The 17,202-nt window shown below is 59.5% G+C and carries 19 protein-coding genes and 1 pseudogene; 17 read left to right on the forward strand and 3 right to left on the reverse strand.

Going from position 1 to position 17,202, the window contains the following annotated elements:
- Positions 1-140 precede the first annotated feature (140 nt).
- Positions 141-1,649 (forward strand): DEAD/DEAH box helicase, encoded by a 1,509-nt coding sequence (locus JNB91_RS06145; protein WP_220324650.1) that lies wholly within the window; start codon positions 141-143, stop codon positions 1,647-1,649.
- Complete coding sequence (locus tag JNB91_RS06150) at positions 1,649-2,074, forward strand: NUDIX domain-containing protein (protein ID WP_220324651.1); 426 nt, start codon at positions 1,649-1,651, stop codon at positions 2,072-2,074. The genes JNB91_RS06145 and JNB91_RS06150 overlap by 1 nt, the downstream gene beginning before the upstream one ends.
- 177 nt (positions 2,075-2,251) lie before the next feature.
- Here JNB91_RS06150 and JNB91_RS06155 read toward each other — a convergent pair whose 3' ends face one another.
- On the reverse strand, positions 2,252-2,578 hold the full coding sequence (locus JNB91_RS06155; protein ID WP_220324652.1) for a TfoX/Sxy family protein: 327 nt from the start codon (positions 2,576-2,578) through the stop codon (positions 2,252-2,254).
- Between the two features lie 445 nt (positions 2,579-3,023).
- On the opposite strand from JNB91_RS06155, the gene JNB91_RS06160 reads away from it, so the two are divergent.
- From JNB91_RS06160 to JNB91_RS06180, 5 genes and pseudogenes are all read left to right on the forward strand, one after another.
- On the forward strand, positions 3,024-4,118 hold the full coding sequence (locus JNB91_RS06160) for a branched-chain amino acid ABC transporter substrate-binding protein (RefSeq protein ID WP_220324653.1): 1,095 nt from the start codon (positions 3,024-3,026) through the stop codon (positions 4,116-4,118).
- Between the two features lie 57 nt (positions 4,119-4,175).
- A complete protein-coding gene (gene rpe, locus JNB91_RS06165; protein WP_220324654.1) occupies positions 4,176-4,844 on the forward strand; it encodes a ribulose-phosphate 3-epimerase in 669 nt (222 codons plus the stop codon).
- Between the two features lie 129 nt (positions 4,845-4,973).
- A complete protein-coding gene (purB, locus tag JNB91_RS06170; protein WP_220324655.1) occupies positions 4,974-6,281 on the forward strand; it encodes an adenylosuccinate lyase in 1,308 nt (435 codons plus the stop codon).
- A gap of 31 nt (positions 6,282-6,312) precedes the next feature.
- Positions 6,313-6,867, forward strand: a complete 555-nt coding sequence (locus tag JNB91_RS06175) for an RBBP9/YdeN family alpha/beta hydrolase (protein ID WP_220324656.1) — start codon at positions 6,313-6,315, stop codon at positions 6,865-6,867.
- A 102-nt stretch (positions 6,868-6,969) separates the two neighbouring features.
- Positions 6,970-8,709 (forward strand): annotated as a pseudogene (locus JNB91_RS06180) (sensor domain-containing protein); the annotation flags it as partial.
- Positions 8,710-8,730: 21 nt separating this feature from the next.
- On the opposite strand, the gene JNB91_RS06185 reads toward JNB91_RS06180, so the two are convergent.
- Positions 8,731-9,045, reverse strand: a complete 315-nt coding sequence (locus tag JNB91_RS06185) for a DUF1476 domain-containing protein (protein WP_220324658.1) — start codon at positions 9,043-9,045, stop codon at positions 8,731-8,733.
- A gap of 394 nt (positions 9,046-9,439) precedes the next feature.
- Between JNB91_RS06185 and purC the strand changes: the two genes are divergently transcribed.
- The 5 genes from purC to JNB91_RS06210 all read left to right on the forward strand — a co-directional run bounded on the left by purC (position 9,440) and on the right by JNB91_RS06210 (position 11,862).
- Positions 9,440-10,204 carry a phosphoribosylaminoimidazolesuccinocarboxamide synthase gene (gene purC, locus JNB91_RS06190; RefSeq protein WP_112459136.1) on the forward strand — a complete coding sequence of 255 codons (765 nt, stop codon included), beginning with the start codon at positions 9,440-9,442 and terminating at the stop codon, positions 10,202-10,204.
- A 15-nt stretch (positions 10,205-10,219) separates the two neighbouring features.
- Positions 10,220-10,462 (forward strand): phosphoribosylformylglycinamidine synthase subunit PurS, encoded by a 243-nt coding sequence (gene purS, locus JNB91_RS06195; RefSeq protein WP_220324659.1) that lies wholly within the window; start codon positions 10,220-10,222, stop codon positions 10,460-10,462.
- Between the two features lie 19 nt (positions 10,463-10,481).
- Positions 10,482-10,739, forward strand: coding sequence for a hypothetical protein (locus tag JNB91_RS06200; protein WP_220324660.1), 258 nt, complete (start codon positions 10,482-10,484; stop codon positions 10,737-10,739).
- The gene (purQ, locus tag JNB91_RS06205) at positions 10,736-11,410 is read left to right on the forward strand and encodes a phosphoribosylformylglycinamidine synthase subunit PurQ (protein ID WP_220324661.1); all 675 of its coding nucleotides are present in this window, start codon (positions 10,736-10,738) and stop codon (positions 11,408-11,410) included. The genes JNB91_RS06200 and purQ overlap by 4 nt, the downstream gene beginning before the upstream one ends.
- A 65-nt stretch (positions 11,411-11,475) precedes the next feature.
- A complete protein-coding gene (locus tag JNB91_RS06210) occupies positions 11,476-11,862 on the forward strand; it encodes a hypothetical protein (RefSeq protein ID WP_220324662.1) in 387 nt (128 codons plus the stop codon).
- Between the two features lie 78 nt (positions 11,863-11,940).
- Here the strand turns inward: JNB91_RS06210 and JNB91_RS06215 are convergent, their stop codons facing one another.
- Entirely contained in the window at positions 11,941-12,222 is a 282-nt protein-coding gene (locus JNB91_RS06215) for a DUF1127 domain-containing protein (protein WP_220324663.1), read from the reverse strand.
- 84 nt (positions 12,223-12,306) lie between these two features.
- On the opposite strand from JNB91_RS06215, the gene JNB91_RS06220 reads away from it, so the two are divergent.
- The 5 genes from JNB91_RS06220 to grxD all read left to right on the forward strand — a co-directional run bounded on the left by JNB91_RS06220 (position 12,307) and on the right by grxD (position 17,176).
- Entirely contained in the window at positions 12,307-13,725 is a 1,419-nt protein-coding gene (locus JNB91_RS06220) for an aminotransferase-like domain-containing protein (RefSeq protein WP_220324664.1), read from the forward strand.
- 157 nt (positions 13,726-13,882) lie between these two features.
- Positions 13,883-16,090 carry a phosphoribosylformylglycinamidine synthase subunit PurL gene (purL, locus tag JNB91_RS06225; protein ID WP_220324665.1) on the forward strand — a complete coding sequence of 736 codons (2,208 nt, stop codon included), beginning with the start codon at positions 13,883-13,885 and terminating at the stop codon, positions 16,088-16,090.
- 153 nt (positions 16,091-16,243) lie between these two features.
- Entirely contained in the window at positions 16,244-16,480 is a 237-nt protein-coding gene (locus JNB91_RS06230; protein ID WP_220324666.1) for a BolA family protein, read from the forward strand.
- A 4-nt stretch (positions 16,481-16,484) separates the two neighbouring features.
- Positions 16,485-16,724 (forward strand): hypothetical protein, encoded by a 240-nt coding sequence (locus tag JNB91_RS06235; RefSeq protein ID WP_220324667.1) that lies wholly within the window; start codon positions 16,485-16,487, stop codon positions 16,722-16,724.
- Positions 16,725-16,843: 119 nt separating this feature from the next.
- On the forward strand, positions 16,844-17,176 hold the full coding sequence (grxD, locus tag JNB91_RS06240) for a Grx4 family monothiol glutaredoxin (protein WP_183821628.1): 333 nt from the start codon (positions 16,844-16,846) through the stop codon (positions 17,174-17,176).
- Positions 17,177-17,202: the final 26 nt, after the last annotated feature.

The raw sequence follows: 17,202 nt of genomic DNA on the forward strand, positions 1-17,202 counted from the left end.
TCATTCACCAAAACCTGCGCCACCGCAGGTGGTTTTCTTGACTTTCAAGCATTTTGGTCATATGTCGCGCCCTGTTGTCGCCCCATTTGAGCGTAGCGACGGATCATGTTCTTCTAGAACGGAATGGAATTGTATTTCCTTTGACCACTTTTGCTGATCTTGGCCTGAGCCAGAAAGTTCTTAACGCCGTCACCGACGCCGGCTACACAAACCCCACGCCTATCCAAGCAGGAGCGATCCCGCATGCGCTGCAGCGCCGGGATATCTGCGGTATTGCGCAGACCGGAACGGGCAAGACAGCTTCCTTCGTTTTGCCGATGCTGACGCTTCTGGAAAAGGGCCGAGCGCGGGCGCGCATGCCGCGCACGCTCATCCTCGAGCCGACCCGCGAACTGGCCGCACAGGTTGCCGAAAACTTCGAGAAATACGGCAAGAACCACAAGCTCAACGTCGCCCTTCTTATCGGCGGCGTTTCCTTCGAAGAGCAGGACCGCAAGCTTGAGCGCGGTGCCGATGTCCTCATCTGCACCCCCGGCCGCCTACTCGATCACTGCGAGCGCGGCAAGCTTCTGATGACCGGCGTTGAAATCCTGGTCATCGATGAAGCCGACCGCATGCTCGACATGGGCTTCATCCCGGATATCGAACGCATCGCAAAAATGATCCCCTTCACCCGTCAGACGCTGTTTTTCTCGGCCACCATGCCGCCGGAAATCCAGAAGCTGGCAGACCGCTTCCTGCAGAACCCGGAACGCGTCGAAGTCGCCAAGCCGTCTTCGACCGCAAAGACCGTGACGCAGCGCTTGGTCGCCGCCCACAACAAGGATTACGAGAAGCGCGCGGCATTGCGCGATCTCATCAAGGCGCAGGACGATCTGAAGAACGCCATCATCTTCTGCAACCGCAAGAAGGACGTGGCAGACCTGTTCCGCTCGCTGGAGCGTCACGGCTTCTCCGTCGGCGCCCTGCATGGCGACATGGACCAGCGCTCGCGCATGACCATGCTGGCCAATTTCAAGGACGGCAACATCAAGCTGCTCGTCGCCTCCGATGTCGCCGCCCGCGGCCTCGATATTCCCGATGTCAGCCACGTCTTCAATTTCGACGTGCCGATCCATTCGGAAGACTATGTCCACCGCATCGGCCGCACCGGTCGCGCCGGCCGCTCCGGCAAGGCCTTCACAATCGTGACACGCGCAGACACTAAATATGTCGACGCAATCGAGAAGCTGATCGCCGAAAAGATCGAATGGAACAACGGTGATCTGACCGCCCTTCCCGCTCCCATGGAAAGCCACGACAGCGACCGTGGCGGACGCAAGGGTGGCCGGGAGCGCGGCGGCAAGGACCGCAGCCGCGGCAACCGCCACGAACAATCGGCAGCCGCAGCAGCAGCACCGCAGGAAAAACAAATCGTCACGGAAGAGACAGGCGTGGAAGCAGTTCTGGAAAACACCAAGTCGGAGCGTCGTTCCGACAAGAAGAATCAGCCTGCGAACAACCGCGGCCGCGAACGCCGCCAGAGCCCGGCAAACGACGACAACCGTGATCGTCGCCGCTACCGCGACCATGACGACGGCCCGACCCCGGTCGGCTTCGGCGACGATATCCCGGCCTTCATGCTGATCGTTGCCAACGCAGCAAAGTAATGTCCGCTCTCGCAAAACCCGGCCAGGATTTTCCTGGTCTCGGCGTCGGCCTGGTCATTCGCCGGGCTGACGGCAAGGTTCTCGTCTGCCGGCGCCTCAAGGCTCCGGAAGCAGGCCACTGGAACATCGTCGGCGGCAAGGTCGATATGATGGAACAGGCAGAGGATGCGGCACGCCGCGAAGCCGAGGAAGAGACCGGTCTGAAGATCGGAAAAATCAGCTTTCTCTGTGTGATCGAAGGAATTCTTGAAGAAGAACATCAGCATTGGCTGTCGCTGATCTACGTGACCGACGATTTTAGTGGTGAACCTTCCCTCACGGAGCCGGAAAAACACGCAGACCTCAAGTGGATCGACATCCAGGATCCGCCAGCGCCACTGTCCGTCTTTTCCTCACAGGCGTTTGAACTGCTGAAGTCCCACTAAAAAAGCCGTCCCGGTTTCCCAGGACGGCTCTCTTGATAAAAAGATCACGCAGTATCGTCGGATGCTGTCGTCGGCCCGGCATGACCCGGACCACATCCCCCATTACGCGTGTAAGAATATCCGCGGCCTGCCGCATCCGGCAATACGTTAAATCTCGCACTTGCGAAGAAAACGCGATCATGTGTCGCGATTGACCCGCAGCGCCGCTTCAAACGCCATTGTCACCCAGTTGCGCAACTCGTCAGGTTCGTCCAAAGCGGCATCCGGAATGGACCAACAGGGCATGAGAACCGGCTTGCCCTTCCTGCCTTCATAGGACCATTGGACGGATCCGGCAGCCTTGAAAGCCGGAGCGCTCGTCTCATCTGCCTTCAGCAAAATCTCGTCGCGCAGGTCGAGGGCGATGATCAGCCCCTGATGATAAATGCCTTTACCGCCGAACATCCGTCGGATGGTGACAGGCCCAAGACCTTCGAACATTTCCTCGATAGCTGCATCGTCCATTACGGCATCCTAAATCTTCGGCATTCGCCGCTTTTCGGCTGTAGCGACACCACCCGGAATACTCTTACCCACCCGTTCACGGAAGCTATCTTGGAAAGAAAAGCTGCGGCCTGAAACGAGCACAAAGCGCAACTCCGCGCGAAAAACGGTAGCCGACTTATGAAACGGCACTCCATCAAGCCATTGGTATTTTTCGATCTAGGTTCAATGGAAGGCTGATTTTCTGATATTTTTGAAAGCCAGCTACCGAATTTAGGTCTGCCGGGTTCTGCTTCACCCATCATCCGGCATCAATGGATGGTTCGATGTTCGGCACCGCGCCACATTCGATCCCGCTCACGTTCCCATCAGCTTTTATGCCAGCAAGGCAGGAAATGGGAAAAAGCTTGGACGCTCCGGCCCTTACCGGTTAAAGCTGCAGTGAAAAACGGCATCAAGGAAAAGCATGGCCTCCCTGCGTTTCGATCTCGCCATCCTGCTGACGGCAGCGACGTTCGGCTATATTGCCCAGGCACCGGCAGTCTCGGCCGCGACCATAGGTGTGGTCGCTCCTCGGACGGGGCCCTATGCGCTGCTTGGCACGCAGGTTTTCGAAGGCGCACGCGCTGCAGCAGAAGTCACCGGCGACAGACTGGTCGAAATTGACGAGACCTGCAACGAGGCCGGCGGAACAGATGCAGCCAAAGCCCTTGCCGATGCAAAGGTCTCGATTGCAATCGGCTTCCTATGCGTCGAAACCCTAAGCTCAGCCATGCCCGCGCTGGCGAGCAGCAAGATCCCGGCCATCACGGTTTCCGTTCGTTCGCGCATCCTTATGGAAGACGCCCTGCGCAATGGCTGGCCGCTCTTCCGCATGGCGCCGTCCGAAACGGCCGAGGCCGAAAAAATCGCCGCGGTGATCGTCGATCGCTGGAAAGCCGAACCGGTCGCCTTCATCGATGATGGCACCATTTATGGACGCGAGCTTGTCAGCGCGGTGCGCCAGAAGCTTGAACCGCTCGGCATCACTCCGGTTTTCACCGATACGCTGCGCCCGGGCCAGGAGCAGCAGATTGCGCTCATCAGACGCCTGCAGAAAGCCGGTGCCACCCACGTACTGATCGGCGCGGACCGCAATGATGTCTCCATCATCGCCCGCGACGCTGCAAGCGAGAACATTCCCCTCACCGTGATGGGTGGCGACGTGATGAAAGCCTCCAATCGCCCGGTCCCACTTCGCGATGGCTCACTCGCGGTGACATTACCGCCCTACCAGACGCTGCAGACTGCGACGGATGTCGCCACATCGCTGAAAAGCCGCCAGATCGAGCCGGAAGGTAACGTGCTGCCAGCCTATGCGGCAATGCAGCTGGCAAGCCAGGCCGCAGCATCCTCCGGCAACGATACGGCAAAGCTGATTTCTTCGCTGACTGCGCGCAGTTTCCAGACCGTGATCGGAGACATCCGGTTCGATCAGGGACATGAACTCGCAGAAAATCCCTATCGCCTCCTGGAATGGCGCGCCAACGCCTTTGTCCCAGCCCCTTCTGCGACCGAGTAGCGATTGCGACAAGCGCCCCGGAATGCTAGTCGGCAGACGGAAACAGGAGATCCGCCCATGACGCTGCCGCTTCGCATTGCCCCCTCCATTCTCGCCGCCGATTTTTCAAAACTTGGCCAGGAAGTGAAGGACGTCATTGATGCCGGTGCCGACTGGGTCCATCTCGACGTCATGGACGGCCATTTCGTCCCCAACATCTCCTTCGGCCCCGACGTCATCAAGTCGCTGCGCCCGTATACGGATGCCTTCTTCGACTGCCACCTGATGATTTCCCCCGCCGATCCGTATCTGGAGGCCTTCGCCAAGGCCGGTTGCGACGGCATCACCGTCCATGCCGAAGCCGGCGCACACCTGCACCGCTCGCTGCAGACCATCCGCGCGCTCGGCAAGAAGGTCGGCGTCACGCTCAATCCGGCAACCCCGATCTCGGTTCTGGAAGACGTGCTCGACGATGTCGATCTGATCCTGGTGATGAGCGTCAACCCCGGTTTCGGCGGCCAGAAGTTCATCCCCTCGGCCCTCGACAGGATTTCTCGCATCAAGTCCCTGATCGGTGACCGGCCGATAGAGCTTGAGGTCGACGGCGGCATCACCGCCGAGACGATCGGTGCCGCCCACAAGGCAGGCGCAAATGTCTTCGTCGCCGGTTCCGCCGTCTACAAGGGTGGCGCCAAGGACGCCTACAAGGCCAATATCGCAGCACTGGTTTCCGCCGCAAAGGCCTGAACCGCGGGACACAGCACCGTCTTCAATCAGTGCGCCCACTGCCCACCATCCTTTTCTTCCTGAAACATTGAGCTTTGCCGCCGTTCTTGATAGAGCGGCGGCAATTCCATTCTAGCAAGCGAGCTGCCCATGATCCCCCGTTATTCCCGCCCGGAAATGGTCGCCATCTGGTCGCCGGAAACAAAGTTCCGCATCTGGTTCGAAATCGAGGCACATGCCTGCGACGCACTGGCCGCCATTGGTGTCATTCCGAAGTCTGCCGCCGAGACGATCTGGGAAAAGGGCGGCAAGGCCGAATTCGACGTTGCCCGCATCGACGAGATCGAAGCCGTCACCAAGCATGACGTCATCGCCTTCCTCACCCATCTCGCAGAATTCGTCGGTCCCGACAGCCGCTTCATCCACCAGGGCATGACCTCGTCGGACGTTCTCGACACGACGCTCAATGTCCAGTTGGTGCGCGCCACCGACATCCTGCTCGCCGGTGTCGATCGTGTTCTTGCGGCATTGAAGACCCGCGCCTTCGAACACAAGGACACCGTCCGTATCGGCCGCAGCCACGGCATCCATGCCGAGCCGACGACGATGGGCCTGACCTTTGCCCGCTTCTATGCCGAGATGGACCGCAACAAGACGCGCCTTCTCGCAGCCCGCGAGGAAATCGCCACCTGCGCCATCTCCGGCGCCGTCGGCACATTCGCCAATATCGATCCGCGCGTTGAAGAACATGTCGCCGCCGCCATGGGCCTGAAGTCGGAGCCGGTCTCCACCCAGGTCATCCCGCGCGACCGTCATGCCATGTATTTCGCAACGCTCGGCGTCATCGCCTCGTCGATCGAAAACGTCGCGATCGAAATCCGCCACATGCAGCGCACCGAGGTTCTGGAAGCGGAAGAATTCTTCTCGCCGGGCCAGAAGGGCTCGTCGGCCATGCCGCACAAGCGCAACCCGGTCCTGACGGAAAACCTGACCGGACTGTCGCGCCTCGTGCGCATGTCGGTCGTGCCGGCCATGGAAAATGTTGCGCTGTGGCACGAGCGTGACATCAGCCATTCGAGCGTCGAGCGCGCCATTGGTCCGGATACGACCGTCACCCTCGACTTCGCCCTCAACCGTCTTGCCGGCGTCATCGAAAAGCTCGTCATCTATCCTGAGAACATGTTGAAGAACATGAACAAGTTCAAGGGTCTGGTGATGAGCCAGCGCGTTCTCCTGGCGCTGACCCAGGCCGGCGTCTCCCGCGAGGATAGCTACCGCCTCGTGCAGCGTAATGCCATGAAGGTCTGGGAACGCGGCGCAGATTTCTTGGAAGAACTGCTTGCCGACCAGGAAGTCCGCGCAGCGCTTTCCGAAGAAGAAATCCGCGAAAAGTTCGATCTCGGTTATCACACCAAGCATGTCGACACGATTTTCAATCGCGTCTTCGGCGAAGCTTGATATCGACCTTGGAAAGGCCCAGATAGGCGGCATGAAAGCATCAGAAGCCGATATCCTCATCATCCCCGGTTACACCAATTCCGGGCCTGACCACTGGCAGACCCGTTGGGAGCAGAAGCTCGCAACGGCCCGCCGGGTGGAACAGGCGGAATGGTCGAAACCGGTCAAGGACGATTGGGTCCAACGTCTCGTCGAGGAAGTCAACGCCTCGACGAAGCCTGTCGTGCTCGTCGCCCATTCGCTTGGGGTCCCGACGGCCATCCACGCCATTCCGCATTTCAGGAAACCTGTCGCCGGTGCGTTTTTCGTCGCACCGCCGGACGTGCAGAACCCGCAGATCCGGCCGAAACACCTGATGACGTTCGGCCCCTATCCGCGCGATCCGCTCCCCTTTCCGGCCTTGACTGTAGCCAGCCGCAACGATCCGTTCGGCACCTACGATCACGCCGACGACATCACCAATGCCTGGGGATCGCTTCTGGTCGATGCGGGTGAATCCGGGCATATCAATGCCGAATCCGGACATGGACCATGGCCTGAAGGCACGATGGTGTTTGCCCAGTTCCTCGGCAAGCTCAAGGCCTGACGGAAAAGGTTGCGCGGTCCATTCGATTTCGACTGCAGATTTTAAGCGGAGATTAATTCGGTCTCGCTAATTTACATCACCTTTGCCAGCATAGGCGACGTGATGCCGTTCAACCTTGCGCATGCCGGTGCCCTTGCCGCACCGCCCGAAAACCTCGGGATCCTGATTGCCATTTATGAAACCATCCCTTTTCCGGTCGCGCTGATCGACCGGGAGGGAAACCCCTTTCATTTGAATGCAGCCTTCGAGCGGACCTTCGGCGGATCGCAGACCGGCAGGGTTGTCAGCCTCGTTCATCCGGACGATCGTGAAAATCTCGTCACGCGACTGCGCGATGGCCGCACGGACGTCACCGACCGGATACAATTTCGGCTCCAGCCGGCCGATGGCGTCATCCGCTGGATCGAGGCGACGCTTGCGCCTGCCGCGCCTGAAATATCGGCGGACAGCTTCAGGGCGGCCTTCTTCGTCGACATCACCGCGTTCAAGACGGAAATCCAGGAACTGACGGACCGCGAGAGCCGCTGGAACAGCGCGCTTGTCAGTTCCGTCACCGGCGTGTGGGATCACAACTGGGCGACCGGCCAGAAATATTACTCCCCCACCTGGCGCCGTATCCGGGGCATGTCGATGGACGATCCTCTTCCCGCCAGCACAGCCGAATGGCTGGACCTTCTGCATCCCGACGACCGGGATCACGTCATTCACTGCATAGAGCGCCAGAACGCAGGCGACCCCGACTACGCAATTTTCGAGTACCGCGAGCGCCACAAGGCCGGCCATTGGGTCTGGATCGAATGCCGCGGCGACTGCGTGGAATGGGATGAGAACGGCAAGCCGACACATATCGTCGGAACAGATACCGATATCACCGCCCGAAAACTGGCGGAAGAAACCACGGCCCGCATGGCAAGGCGCCTGGACATGGCGCTCGAAATATCCGGCATCGGCACTTACGAATGCGATCTCACCACCGGCGTCGTCGACTGGGACGACCGCATGTATCGCATCTATGGCGTAGGCAGGCGCGAGGATGTCAGGGTTGGTGGCCTATGGGAGAGCCTCCTTCATCCCGAGGATTCCGGGCGCGTGCTGAAAAATGTCGATGAACATGTAAAGAGCGGCAACCGCTTCTCCGATCAGTATCGCGTCGTTCTGCGCGATGGCTCTGACCGTGTCATCCGGGCGCGCACCATGACCTTCCTCGACGGAAACGGCCACCAGATGACCGTTGGCGCAAATTGGGATGTCACCGAGGATGTCGGCCTGCATCGCGAGCTTGAGCGAGCCAAATTGCTGGCGGAAGCACGCAATGACGAACTGGAAGCTGCAAAGGACCGGATCGAGCATAGCGCCATGCACGATTATCTGACCGAGCTTCCGAACCGACGCTATCTCGATGAAGTCCTCGACCGCATGGCCGCCGAAAGCACCAATGAGACCGGCATAGCGATCCTGCATATCGATCTGGACCGCTTCAAGCAGATTAATGATACGCTCGGCCATGACGCAGGCGATGCGATCCTCGTCCACACCGCCCGCACCCTGCGCACGACGCTCAGCGACGAGGATTTCATTGCCCGTGTCGGCGGCGACGAATTCATCGTCGTATCGCAGCTTGGTGGCGTCCGGGAGCCTGCGTCTTCAGTCGCGACCCGCATGATCGACGCGCTGCGCAAGCCGATCCTCTACGAGGGCCACAACTGCCGCGTTGGAGCAAGTATCGGCATAGCCTCCAGATGCGGCGACGCCATCGACGTGCGCCAGCTGCTGCGCAACTCCGATATCGCCCTTTACGAAGCCAAACGCCAGGGTCGAAACAGATACGTGTGTTTCGAGGCGGCGGTGTGACGCCGGGATAACCTACTGGTTCTCCACCTGGGCAGAAGCTTCGGTCAGCAAGTCCAGCATCTTCGTGCGGATTTCCGTATCCGTCACGGCAACACCTGCCGCGTCGAAATCCTGCCTGAGCTTGAGGAAGACATCCTCATGTCCGGCTTTGGCAAAATCCGCAACCACCACCTCCGTCGCATAGGCATCCCGATCCGATCTCCCGATGAGATCGGCCGCCCACAATCCTGCAAGCTTGTTGCGTCGGGAAATAGCCCGAAACTTCAACTCCTCATCGTGCGCGAACTTGTTTTCGAACGCCTTTTCACGATCACTCATGCCACTCATGTTTTCCTCCCATGGCAACATTAGAATAATCAGATAAGCATATTCGGCACCTTTCGCAATCTGCCGGCGCAGATCTGCGTTCCACCGGTCCCGACAACAGGCATCGGCCGATCTCCCGGTTGCGCCCGATTGCGGCCGCTATGGAAAGATAGTCCTCAAGATCCTATCTGTCGTGGAAAGTCGCAGGCTGAGAAAAAAACGCGGTCAAACCGATGTAGTCTGGTCCCACTGATTCGTCGCATGCCGAATACCGGGCCGAATAGCGGGCAAGTTTAATGCCAGCCTACGCCCACCCAGCATATGCCTGCATTGTGAAAACGAAAGTTTTCCGATAAGGGACCGCTTCAAATATGATTGCAGCCGTTCCGGCCGCCTAGAACGAGATAAGAATACCATGAATCGTCGCCGCCGTATTTACGAGGGCAAGGCCAAGATCCTTTACGAAGGACCCGAGCCGGGCACGCTGATCCAGTTCTTCAAGGATGATGCAACCGCCTTCAACAAGAAGAAGCATGATGTCATCGACGGCAAGGGCGTGCTCAACAACCGCATTTCCGAATACCTGTTCACCCATCTGAACAAGATCGGCATTCCGACGCATTTCATCCGCCGGATGAACATGCGCGAACAGCTGATCAAGGAAGTGGAGATGATCCCGCTCGAAATCGTCGTGCGCAATGTCGCCGCCGGTTCCCTGTCTGAGCGCCTCGGCATCGAGGAAGGCACCGTCCTGCCCCGCTCGATCATCGAATTCTACTACAAGTCGGACCAGCTCGCCGATCCGATGGTGTCCGAAGAGCATATCACCGCATTCGGCTGGGCCAATCCGGCCGAACTGGATGATGTCATGGCGCTTGCCATTCGTGTCAACGACTTCCTGACCGGTCTCTTCCTCGGAGTCGGTATCCAGCTCGTCGATTTCAAGATCGAATGCGGCCGCCTTTACGAAGGCGACATGATGCGCATCATCCTCGCCGACGAAATCTCGCCTGACAGCTGCCGTCTGTGGGATATCGAAACGAAGGAAAAGATGGACAAGGACCGTTTCCGCCGTGATCTGGGTGGTCTGGTCGAAGCCTATTCCGAAGTCGCCCGCCGCCTCGGCATCATCAATGAAAACGAACCGATCCGCGGAACGGGTCCGGTTCTGGTCAAGTAATCAGGGGAATTTGCAGTGATCAAGGCACGCGTAACCGTCACGCTCAAGAATGGCGTTCTCGACCCGCAGGGCAAGGCAATCGAAGGTGCGCTCGGCAGCCTCGGTTTCGAAGGCGTCCACCAGGCCCGCCAGGGCAAGGTTTTCGACCTCGAACTCGACACGGCAGACAAGAACAAGGCCGAAGCCGACCTGAAAGCCATGTGCGAAAAGCTTCTGGCTAACACGGTAATTGAGAACTACACTATCGCAATCGACTAAAGGTTGCGGGAAGCGCGTGATGACTGAAGTCAACGGTGAGTTGATGTACGAACTCTTGAAGAAGCTTCATCACCGCTTCGACAAGGTCGATATCGCGATCAGCGAGTTGCGAGCCGACCACATGACACTGAGAGGGCAGCTTCACGTACTCCAGGGAGATGTGAACAATGTTCGCGTCTCTATAGGCCACATTGAAAACCGCCTCGACCGTATCGAAAACCGCCTGGAACTGCGGGAGTTCCAGGAAGCCCAAGCAAGGTTTGAACCACAGCCATGAAGTCAGCCGTCGTCCAGCTCCCAGGCCTCAACCGCGATCGCGACATGATCGCCGCCCTCACAAAAATTTCCGGCAAGGCGCCGATCACCGTCTGGCAGACGGAGACGAGCATTGCCGATGACGTCGACCTGATCGTCATTCCGGGCGGCTTCTCCTATGGCGATTACCTGCGCTGCGGCGCGATCGCCGCGCGCATGCCGGTCATGCAGGCGATCAAGGAGAAGGCCGAGAAGGGCGTCAAGGTTCTCGGCGTCTGCAACGGCTTTCAGATCCTCGTCGAGGCAGGCCTCCTGCCCGGCGCCCTGATGATGAACGCGTCGCTGAAATTCGTCTGCAAGGAAGTGAAGCTCGAAGTCGTCAATGCCGAGACAGACTTCACCCGCGCCTATGAACAGGGCCAGGTCATCCGTTGCCCGGTCGCCCATCATGAGGGCAATTACTTCGTCGATGCCGAAACGCTGAAGAGCATGAACGGCAATGGCCAGGTCATCTTCCGTTATGCTGAAGGCACCAACCCGAACGGTGCGATCGAGGACATTGCCGGCGTCGTCAACGCCCGCGGCAACGTTCTCGGCATGATGCCGCATCCGGAAAACCTGATCGAAGCCGCCCATGGCGGCAGCGATGGCCGCGGCATCTTCGCCTCCGCCCTCGACGTCATCGCAGCCTGACCTTCATCCGGGCGCCGGAAAACACCGGCGCTCGTTTTCTCTGACATTTTCGGGAACGCACGCAGATGGCCTGCCGGATTTCGACTGCAATTTCTGTCACCGTTCTCGCAAGCCTGCTCGCAGCCTGCCAGGCCAAGCCCGTCGCTCAAACGAGCCCGTCGGCGCTGGATGTCATGGAAAAGGTGGCGGTTGCCGCAAATCGCTGCTGGTTCAAGTCCGGCGATGCGGCTTTCAAAACCTACGCCTTCGCACCTGAACTGACATCCTTCTCAGGTCGGCCGCGCATTCTCCTGACGCGCAAGGGCTCGGCCGATATTCGCCCGCTTCTCGTCGTCCAGGCAGAAGGAAAGCCCGCGAGCCTCAGCGCCTTCGGCCCATTGATGGACGAACAGCTCGGCACCCGCATCGGCACCGACGTCAAGCGCTGGGCCGCAGGCAACAGCAATTGCTGACAAAATAAAGACCCATTCGGCGGTTGGGACTGCCGAATGGGCCGCTTTTGCCTGCACAACACGACAGACAATCGACGTTTATATCAGAAAGCGGGACCTTGAAGCTTCCCGGTTCGCACCGATCCGTGTGATCCCGATATCGGCCAGCTGGTCATCGCCCATATCGAGCAATTCCTGCCGCCCCTTGCGACGCACCGACCAATTCGCAACCATATCGATCAGACCTCCGATGAAGCCTGGACGAACCGGCATCGGCGCCGGCTCCATGAGATCTCCGGCGACGTAGAACGCTGTCTCGCGTTCATAGCGGTCGGGATACATTGTATCGATTGTAGCAAGGTATTCGTCGTACTTGCGCATGTCGCACCCGTTGGCGTTGCTTTGCATTTCGTACAGATTGAATACATTGACTCCTAAAGGGGTACAATGTACCTAATTGTCACTATGACAAATTGGCTCCCTGATTTACGCGAAGGCTCCGGCCCGCTTTACATTCGTCTCGCAGACCAGATGGAAAACGCAATTGCGAGCGGCGATTTGCCGGCTGGCAGCAAATTGCCACCGCAACGAAATCTCGCCTACGACATAGGGGTGACAATTGGCACCATCAGCAGGGCTTACTCCTTGCTGCATGAACGCGGACTGGTCAGCGGCGAGGTAGGCCGCGGCACCTATGTCCTTGCGCGCGATGAGAATGCATCTCCATCGGATCGCGATATCGTCAGCACCAGCCTGGCGGGCACACGCCCCTTGAATGCACCCGCCAACAAAATCCGCTTCGACAGCACGGCAGCCCCCGACATCGGCCAGGGAGAGACCTTGGCCAGCGTCATTTCAGACATCATGCGGGATTGTCCCCAGGCAGTTGCGGGATACACCCGCGGCAGCCCAGTGCACTGGCAGGAAGCGGGCGTCCGCTGGCTCAACTATGGCGACTGGGCGCCTCAGGCCGATGCCGTTGTCCCGACATTGGGGGCTCACGCAGGCATCATGGCGATCATCAGCGTACTGACCAACCCGGGGGATCGGATAGCATTCGAACACCTGACCTATTCCCAGGTCAGCCGCGCTGCCGGATTGATCGGCCGCCGCATCTCGCTGGTGGCGTCGGATGCATCAGGCGTGATGCCGGAAGATTTTGAACGCGTCTGCGTTCAGGAACATCCCAAGATCGCCTTCTTCATGTCATCGGCGCAAAACCCGACGCTCGCCACCATGCCGCTCGCACATCGGCGGGAGATCGCGGAGATTGCCCGCAGGTACAATGTCTGGCTGATAGAAGACAATCTCTACGGCTCGATGGACAAGAAGGATATTCCGCTCATTGCGGCCCTTGCACCGGAGCGCACCTTTGTCGTCGACGGGCTTTCCAAGTCGGTATCGGCCGGCATACGGGGTGGCTGGGTCGCCTGCCCTCCCCATTTCGCCCAGCGCGTCCGCGTCGCACACAAGATGATGACCGGCGGCATGCCCTTCCTGCTCGCAGAACTCAGCGCCCGTCTCGTCTTGAGCGGCGAAGCCGAATCCATCTGGGAGCGCTGCCGCGACGAGATCAATGCACGGGAGGCCATGGCCCGGGAAATCCTGTCCGGCTATGATTTCAACTCGAGTAGCGACATTCCCTTCCTTTGGCTGAAACTGCCCGAACCCTGGCTTTCGGCAACCTTCAAGAATGCCGTTTATGCCGATGGCGTTCTTGTCGATGACGAGGACGAGTTCAAGGCTGGACGGTCTGAGAAGATCAGCCACCGGGTCCGTCTCGGCTTTTCTTCACCCGGATCAAGGCAGGAAGTCGCCGATGGCCTGCGGATTGTCAGAAGCCTGCTGGACAACGGCTCCGCCGGTTACGACAGTGTTGCTTGAAACAAGTCTGCGCCGCGCCCAGCGCCTCCGCTTATCTCTCGCGTCCGTTATCTCCGGTGATTGCCGGTGACGGGCTGATTTTCCTGTCGCACTCGCGCCATAGTTAGGTTAAAGAGGCCGCAAAAGCCCCCGACCGGCCGCCATTCCAGGATAAAAGATGACGATCTCCAATTCCCGCCAGATCACCCCGGAACTCATCGCTTCGCACGGCCTCAAGCCGGACGAATACCAGCGCATCCTCGATCTGATCGGTCGCGAGCCGAGCTTTACCGAACTCGGCATCTTCTCCGCCATGTGGAACGAGCACTGCTCCTACAAATCCTCGAAGAAATGGCTGCGCACGCTGCCCACCAAGGGTCGCCGCGTCATCCAGGGACCGGGCGAAAATGCCGGCGTCGTCGATATCGATGACGGCGATGTCGTGGTCTTCAAGATGGAGAGCCACAACCACCCGTCCTATATCGAGCCCTATCAGGGTGCGGCGACCGGCGTCGGCGGCATTCTGCGCGACGTATTCACCATGGGCGCCCGTCCAGTTGCGGCAATGAACGCGCTGCGTTTTGGCGCTCCCGACCATGCCAAGACCAAGCACCTCGTCTCCGGCGTCGTTGCCGGTGTCGGCGGCTACGGCAATTCCTTCGGCGTCCCGACGGTCGGTGGCGAAGTCGAGTTCGACCCGCGTTATAACGGCAACATCCTCGTCAACGCCTTTGCAGCTGGCCTTGCCAAGTCCGACGGCATCTTCCTGTCGGAAGCCAAGGGCGTCGGCCTGCCGGTCGTTTATCTCGGCGCAAAGACCGGCCGCGACGGCGTCGGCGGCGCCACCATGGCATCGGCCGAATTCGACGAGTCGATCGAGGAAAAGCGCCCGACCGTTCAGGTCGGCGACCCCTTCACCGAAAAGTGCTTGCTCGAAGCCTGCCTCGAACTGATGAAGACCGGCGCGGTCATCGCCATCCAGGACATGGGGGCCGCTGGCCTCACCTGCTCGGCCGTCGAAATGGGTGCCAAGGGCGACCTCGGCATCGAGCTTTACCTCGACAAGGTTCCGGTCCGCGAAGAGCAGATGACGGCCTATGAAATGATGCTGTCGGAAAGCCAGGAGCGTATGCTCATGGTTCTGGAACCCTCCAAGGAAGACGTCGCCAAGGCGATCTTCGTCAAGTGGGGCCTCGACTTCGCCATCGTCGGAAAGACCACCGACGACCTGCGTTTCCGCGTCATCCACCAGGGCGAGGAAGTCGCTGATCTGCCGATCAAGGATCTAGGCGACCAGGCACCGGAATACGACCGTCCATGGATCCAGCACACCACCCGCGAAGCCCTGCCCGTTTCGCAGGTCGCAGAACCGTCCGATTACAACGACGCACTGCTGAAGCTCGTCGGTTCGCCGAACCAGTCCAGCCGCCGCTGGGTCTGGGAACAGTATGACACGCTGATCCAGGGCAACTCGCTTCAGCTTCCCGGCGGCGACGCCGGTGTCGTCCGCGTCGAAGGCCATGCATCGAAGGCGCTCGCTTTCTCCTCCGACGTCACTCCGCGTTATGTCGAGGCAGACCCGTATGAAGGCGGCAAGCAGGCCGTTGCCGAATGCTGGCGCAACATTGTTGCGACCGGTGCAGAACCGCTGGCGGCAACCGACAACCTCAACTTCGGCAACCCGGAAAAGCCGGAAATCATGGGCCAGCTCGTCGGCGCCATCAAGGGCATCGGCGAAGCCTGCACCGCGCTCGACTTCCCGATCGTCTCCGGCAACGTCTCGCTCTACAACGAGACCAACGGCGTTGCCATCCTGCCGACCCCGACCATTGCCGGCGTCGGCCTGATGGGCGATTGGCAGAAGATGGCCCGCATCGGCTCGGCCAAGGACGGCGACGTGCTGATCATGATCGGCACCGATGGCAGCCATCTCGGTTCCTCCGTCTATCTGCGTGACGTACTCTCATCGACCGACGGCCCGGCCCCGACCGTCGATCTCGTCGCAGAGCGCCGCAACGGCGAATTCGTCCGCGCCGTCATCCGCAATGCCCAGGTCACCGCCTGCCACGACATTTCGTCCGGCGGTCTCGGCGTCGCCCTTGCCGAAATGGCAATGGCATCGAACAAGGGCATGACGATAAGCCTTTCCGACCAGCAGGGTCCGGCACACGCGCTTCTCTTCGGTGAGGATCAGGCGCGTTACGTCATTGCCGTATCGGCGGATCTGGCAAACTTCGTCCAGGCAAGCGCCGAAAGCGCCGGCGTTCCGTTCCGCACGCTCGGCAAGGTCGGTGGCGACAAGCTCGTGGTCGAAGGTGTTATCGATATTGCCGTCAGCGAATTGACCGCCGCGCACGAAGCTTGGTTCCCATCCTTCATGGCGTAATTGCCCGCCTGCGCACCTTGAATTGATGACAATGCCGGCGAAGAGCAATCTTCGCCGGCATTGTCGCTTTGACCGAGCCGCAAGTTTGAGGCAGTGTTCAATTGAACAAGCACCCGGCAACGATTCCGGGCTAAGAAAAAAGGACATAACTGCATGCCCATGCGACCCGGCGAAATCGAAGACATGATCAAGGCCGGCATTCCCGGCGCCAAGGTCACCATCAGGGACCTCGCTGGTGACGGCGATCATTATGCCGCCGAAGTCGTGGCTGACGCCTTTCGCGGCAAGACCCGCGTGCAGCAGCACCAGATGGTCTATGACGCGCTGAAGGGCAATATGGGCGGCGTGCTTCACGCACTCGCACTTCAGACCTCGGCACCTGCGGATTGATCCAATGAACAGCCTCGTCAACCAGATCGTGACAGGCGTCGTCGAAAGCCTGGTCAAGGAACTGCTCGGCAAGTCTCATGGCAAGACGGCGAGCAAGCGCAAGAAGCGCGCCGCAAAGTCCGCCTCGACGACAACCGGCACGACGAAGCGGAAGACGGCAGCAAAGCGCAATGCGAAACCCGCAGCCAAGCAGGTCAGCAAACGTCGCACCACAGCGAGCCGAAGCAAGCAGCGCAGCCGCTGAGGTCCTGTCATTTGAGGCTGACGTCTGGTATTCAGCGCTGGAATTAATAAGGCTGCCTTGCTATTTAAAGGCAACGCGCAGCGCAGCGGCCCTTGAAACCGCATGTGAAAGGATATGATATGAGCGGCATTAACGATCTCATCGATAACGAAATCAAGACCAACGACGTCGTGCTTTTTATGAAGGGCACGCCGCAGTTTCCCCAGTGTGGCTTCTCCGGCCAGGTCGTCCAGATCCTCGACTACCTCGGCGTCGACTACAAGGGCATCAACGTTCTTGCCGACGCGGAAATCCGCCAGGGCATCAAGGACTATTCCAACTGGCCGACCATCCCGCAGCTCTATGTGAAGGGTGAATTCATCGGCGGCTGTGATATCGTCCGCGAAATGTTCCAGTCCGGAGAACTCAAGAGCCATTTTGAAGGCCAGGGCGTAAACGTACGCGCTGCCTGACCGGGCCAATCCGGGTTATTTGAGAT

The sequence above is a fragment of the Aliirhizobium wenxiniae genome, from assembly GCF_019511445.1.
Taxonomy (GTDB): domain Bacteria; phylum Pseudomonadota; class Alphaproteobacteria; order Rhizobiales; family Rhizobiaceae; genus Neorhizobium; species Neorhizobium wenxiniae_A.

Coding starts and splice junctions, on each gene's coding strand:
- JNB91_RS06160 (WP_220324653.1), top strand. CDS start 3,024: ATGGCCTCCCTGCGTTTCGATCTCGCCATCCTGCTGACGGCAGCGACG.
- JNB91_RS06155 (WP_220324652.1), bottom strand. CDS start 2,578: ATGGACGATGCAGCTATCGAGGAAATGTTCGAAGGTCTTGGGCCTGTC.
- JNB91_RS06175 (WP_220324656.1), top strand. CDS start 6,313: ATGAAAGCATCAGAAGCCGATATCCTCATCATCCCCGGTTACACCAAT.
- JNB91_RS06185 (WP_220324658.1), bottom strand. CDS start 9,045: ATGAGTGGCATGAGTGATCGTGAAAAGGCGTTCGAAAACAAGTTCGCG.
- JNB91_RS06150 (WP_220324651.1), top strand. CDS start 1,649: ATGTCCGCTCTCGCAAAACCCGGCCAGGATTTTCCTGGTCTCGGCGTC.
- rpe (WP_220324654.1), top strand. CDS start 4,176: ATGACGCTGCCGCTTCGCATTGCCCCCTCCATTCTCGCCGCCGATTTT.
- grxD (WP_183821628.1), top strand. CDS start 16,844: ATGAGCGGCATTAACGATCTCATCGATAACGAAATCAAGACCAACGAC.
- JNB91_RS06210 (WP_220324662.1), top strand. CDS start 11,476: ATGGCCTGCCGGATTTCGACTGCAATTTCTGTCACCGTTCTCGCAAGC.
- JNB91_RS06220 (WP_220324664.1), top strand. CDS start 12,307: ATGACAAATTGGCTCCCTGATTTACGCGAAGGCTCCGGCCCGCTTTAC.
- purB (WP_220324655.1), top strand. CDS start 4,974: ATGATCCCCCGTTATTCCCGCCCGGAAATGGTCGCCATCTGGTCGCCG.
- JNB91_RS06200 (WP_220324660.1), top strand. CDS start 10,482: ATGACTGAAGTCAACGGTGAGTTGATGTACGAACTCTTGAAGAAGCTT.
- purQ (WP_220324661.1), top strand. CDS start 10,736: ATGAAGTCAGCCGTCGTCCAGCTCCCAGGCCTCAACCGCGATCGCGAC.
- JNB91_RS06215 (WP_220324663.1), bottom strand. CDS start 12,222: ATGCGCAAGTACGACGAATACCTTGCTACAATCGATACAATGTATCCC.
- purC (WP_112459136.1), top strand. CDS start 9,440: ATGAATCGTCGCCGCCGTATTTACGAGGGCAAGGCCAAGATCCTTTAC.
- JNB91_RS06230 (WP_220324666.1), top strand. CDS start 16,244: ATGCCCATGCGACCCGGCGAAATCGAAGACATGATCAAGGCCGGCATT.
- JNB91_RS06235 (WP_220324667.1), top strand. CDS start 16,485: ATGAACAGCCTCGTCAACCAGATCGTGACAGGCGTCGTCGAAAGCCTG.
- purL (WP_220324665.1), top strand. CDS start 13,883: ATGACGATCTCCAATTCCCGCCAGATCACCCCGGAACTCATCGCTTCG.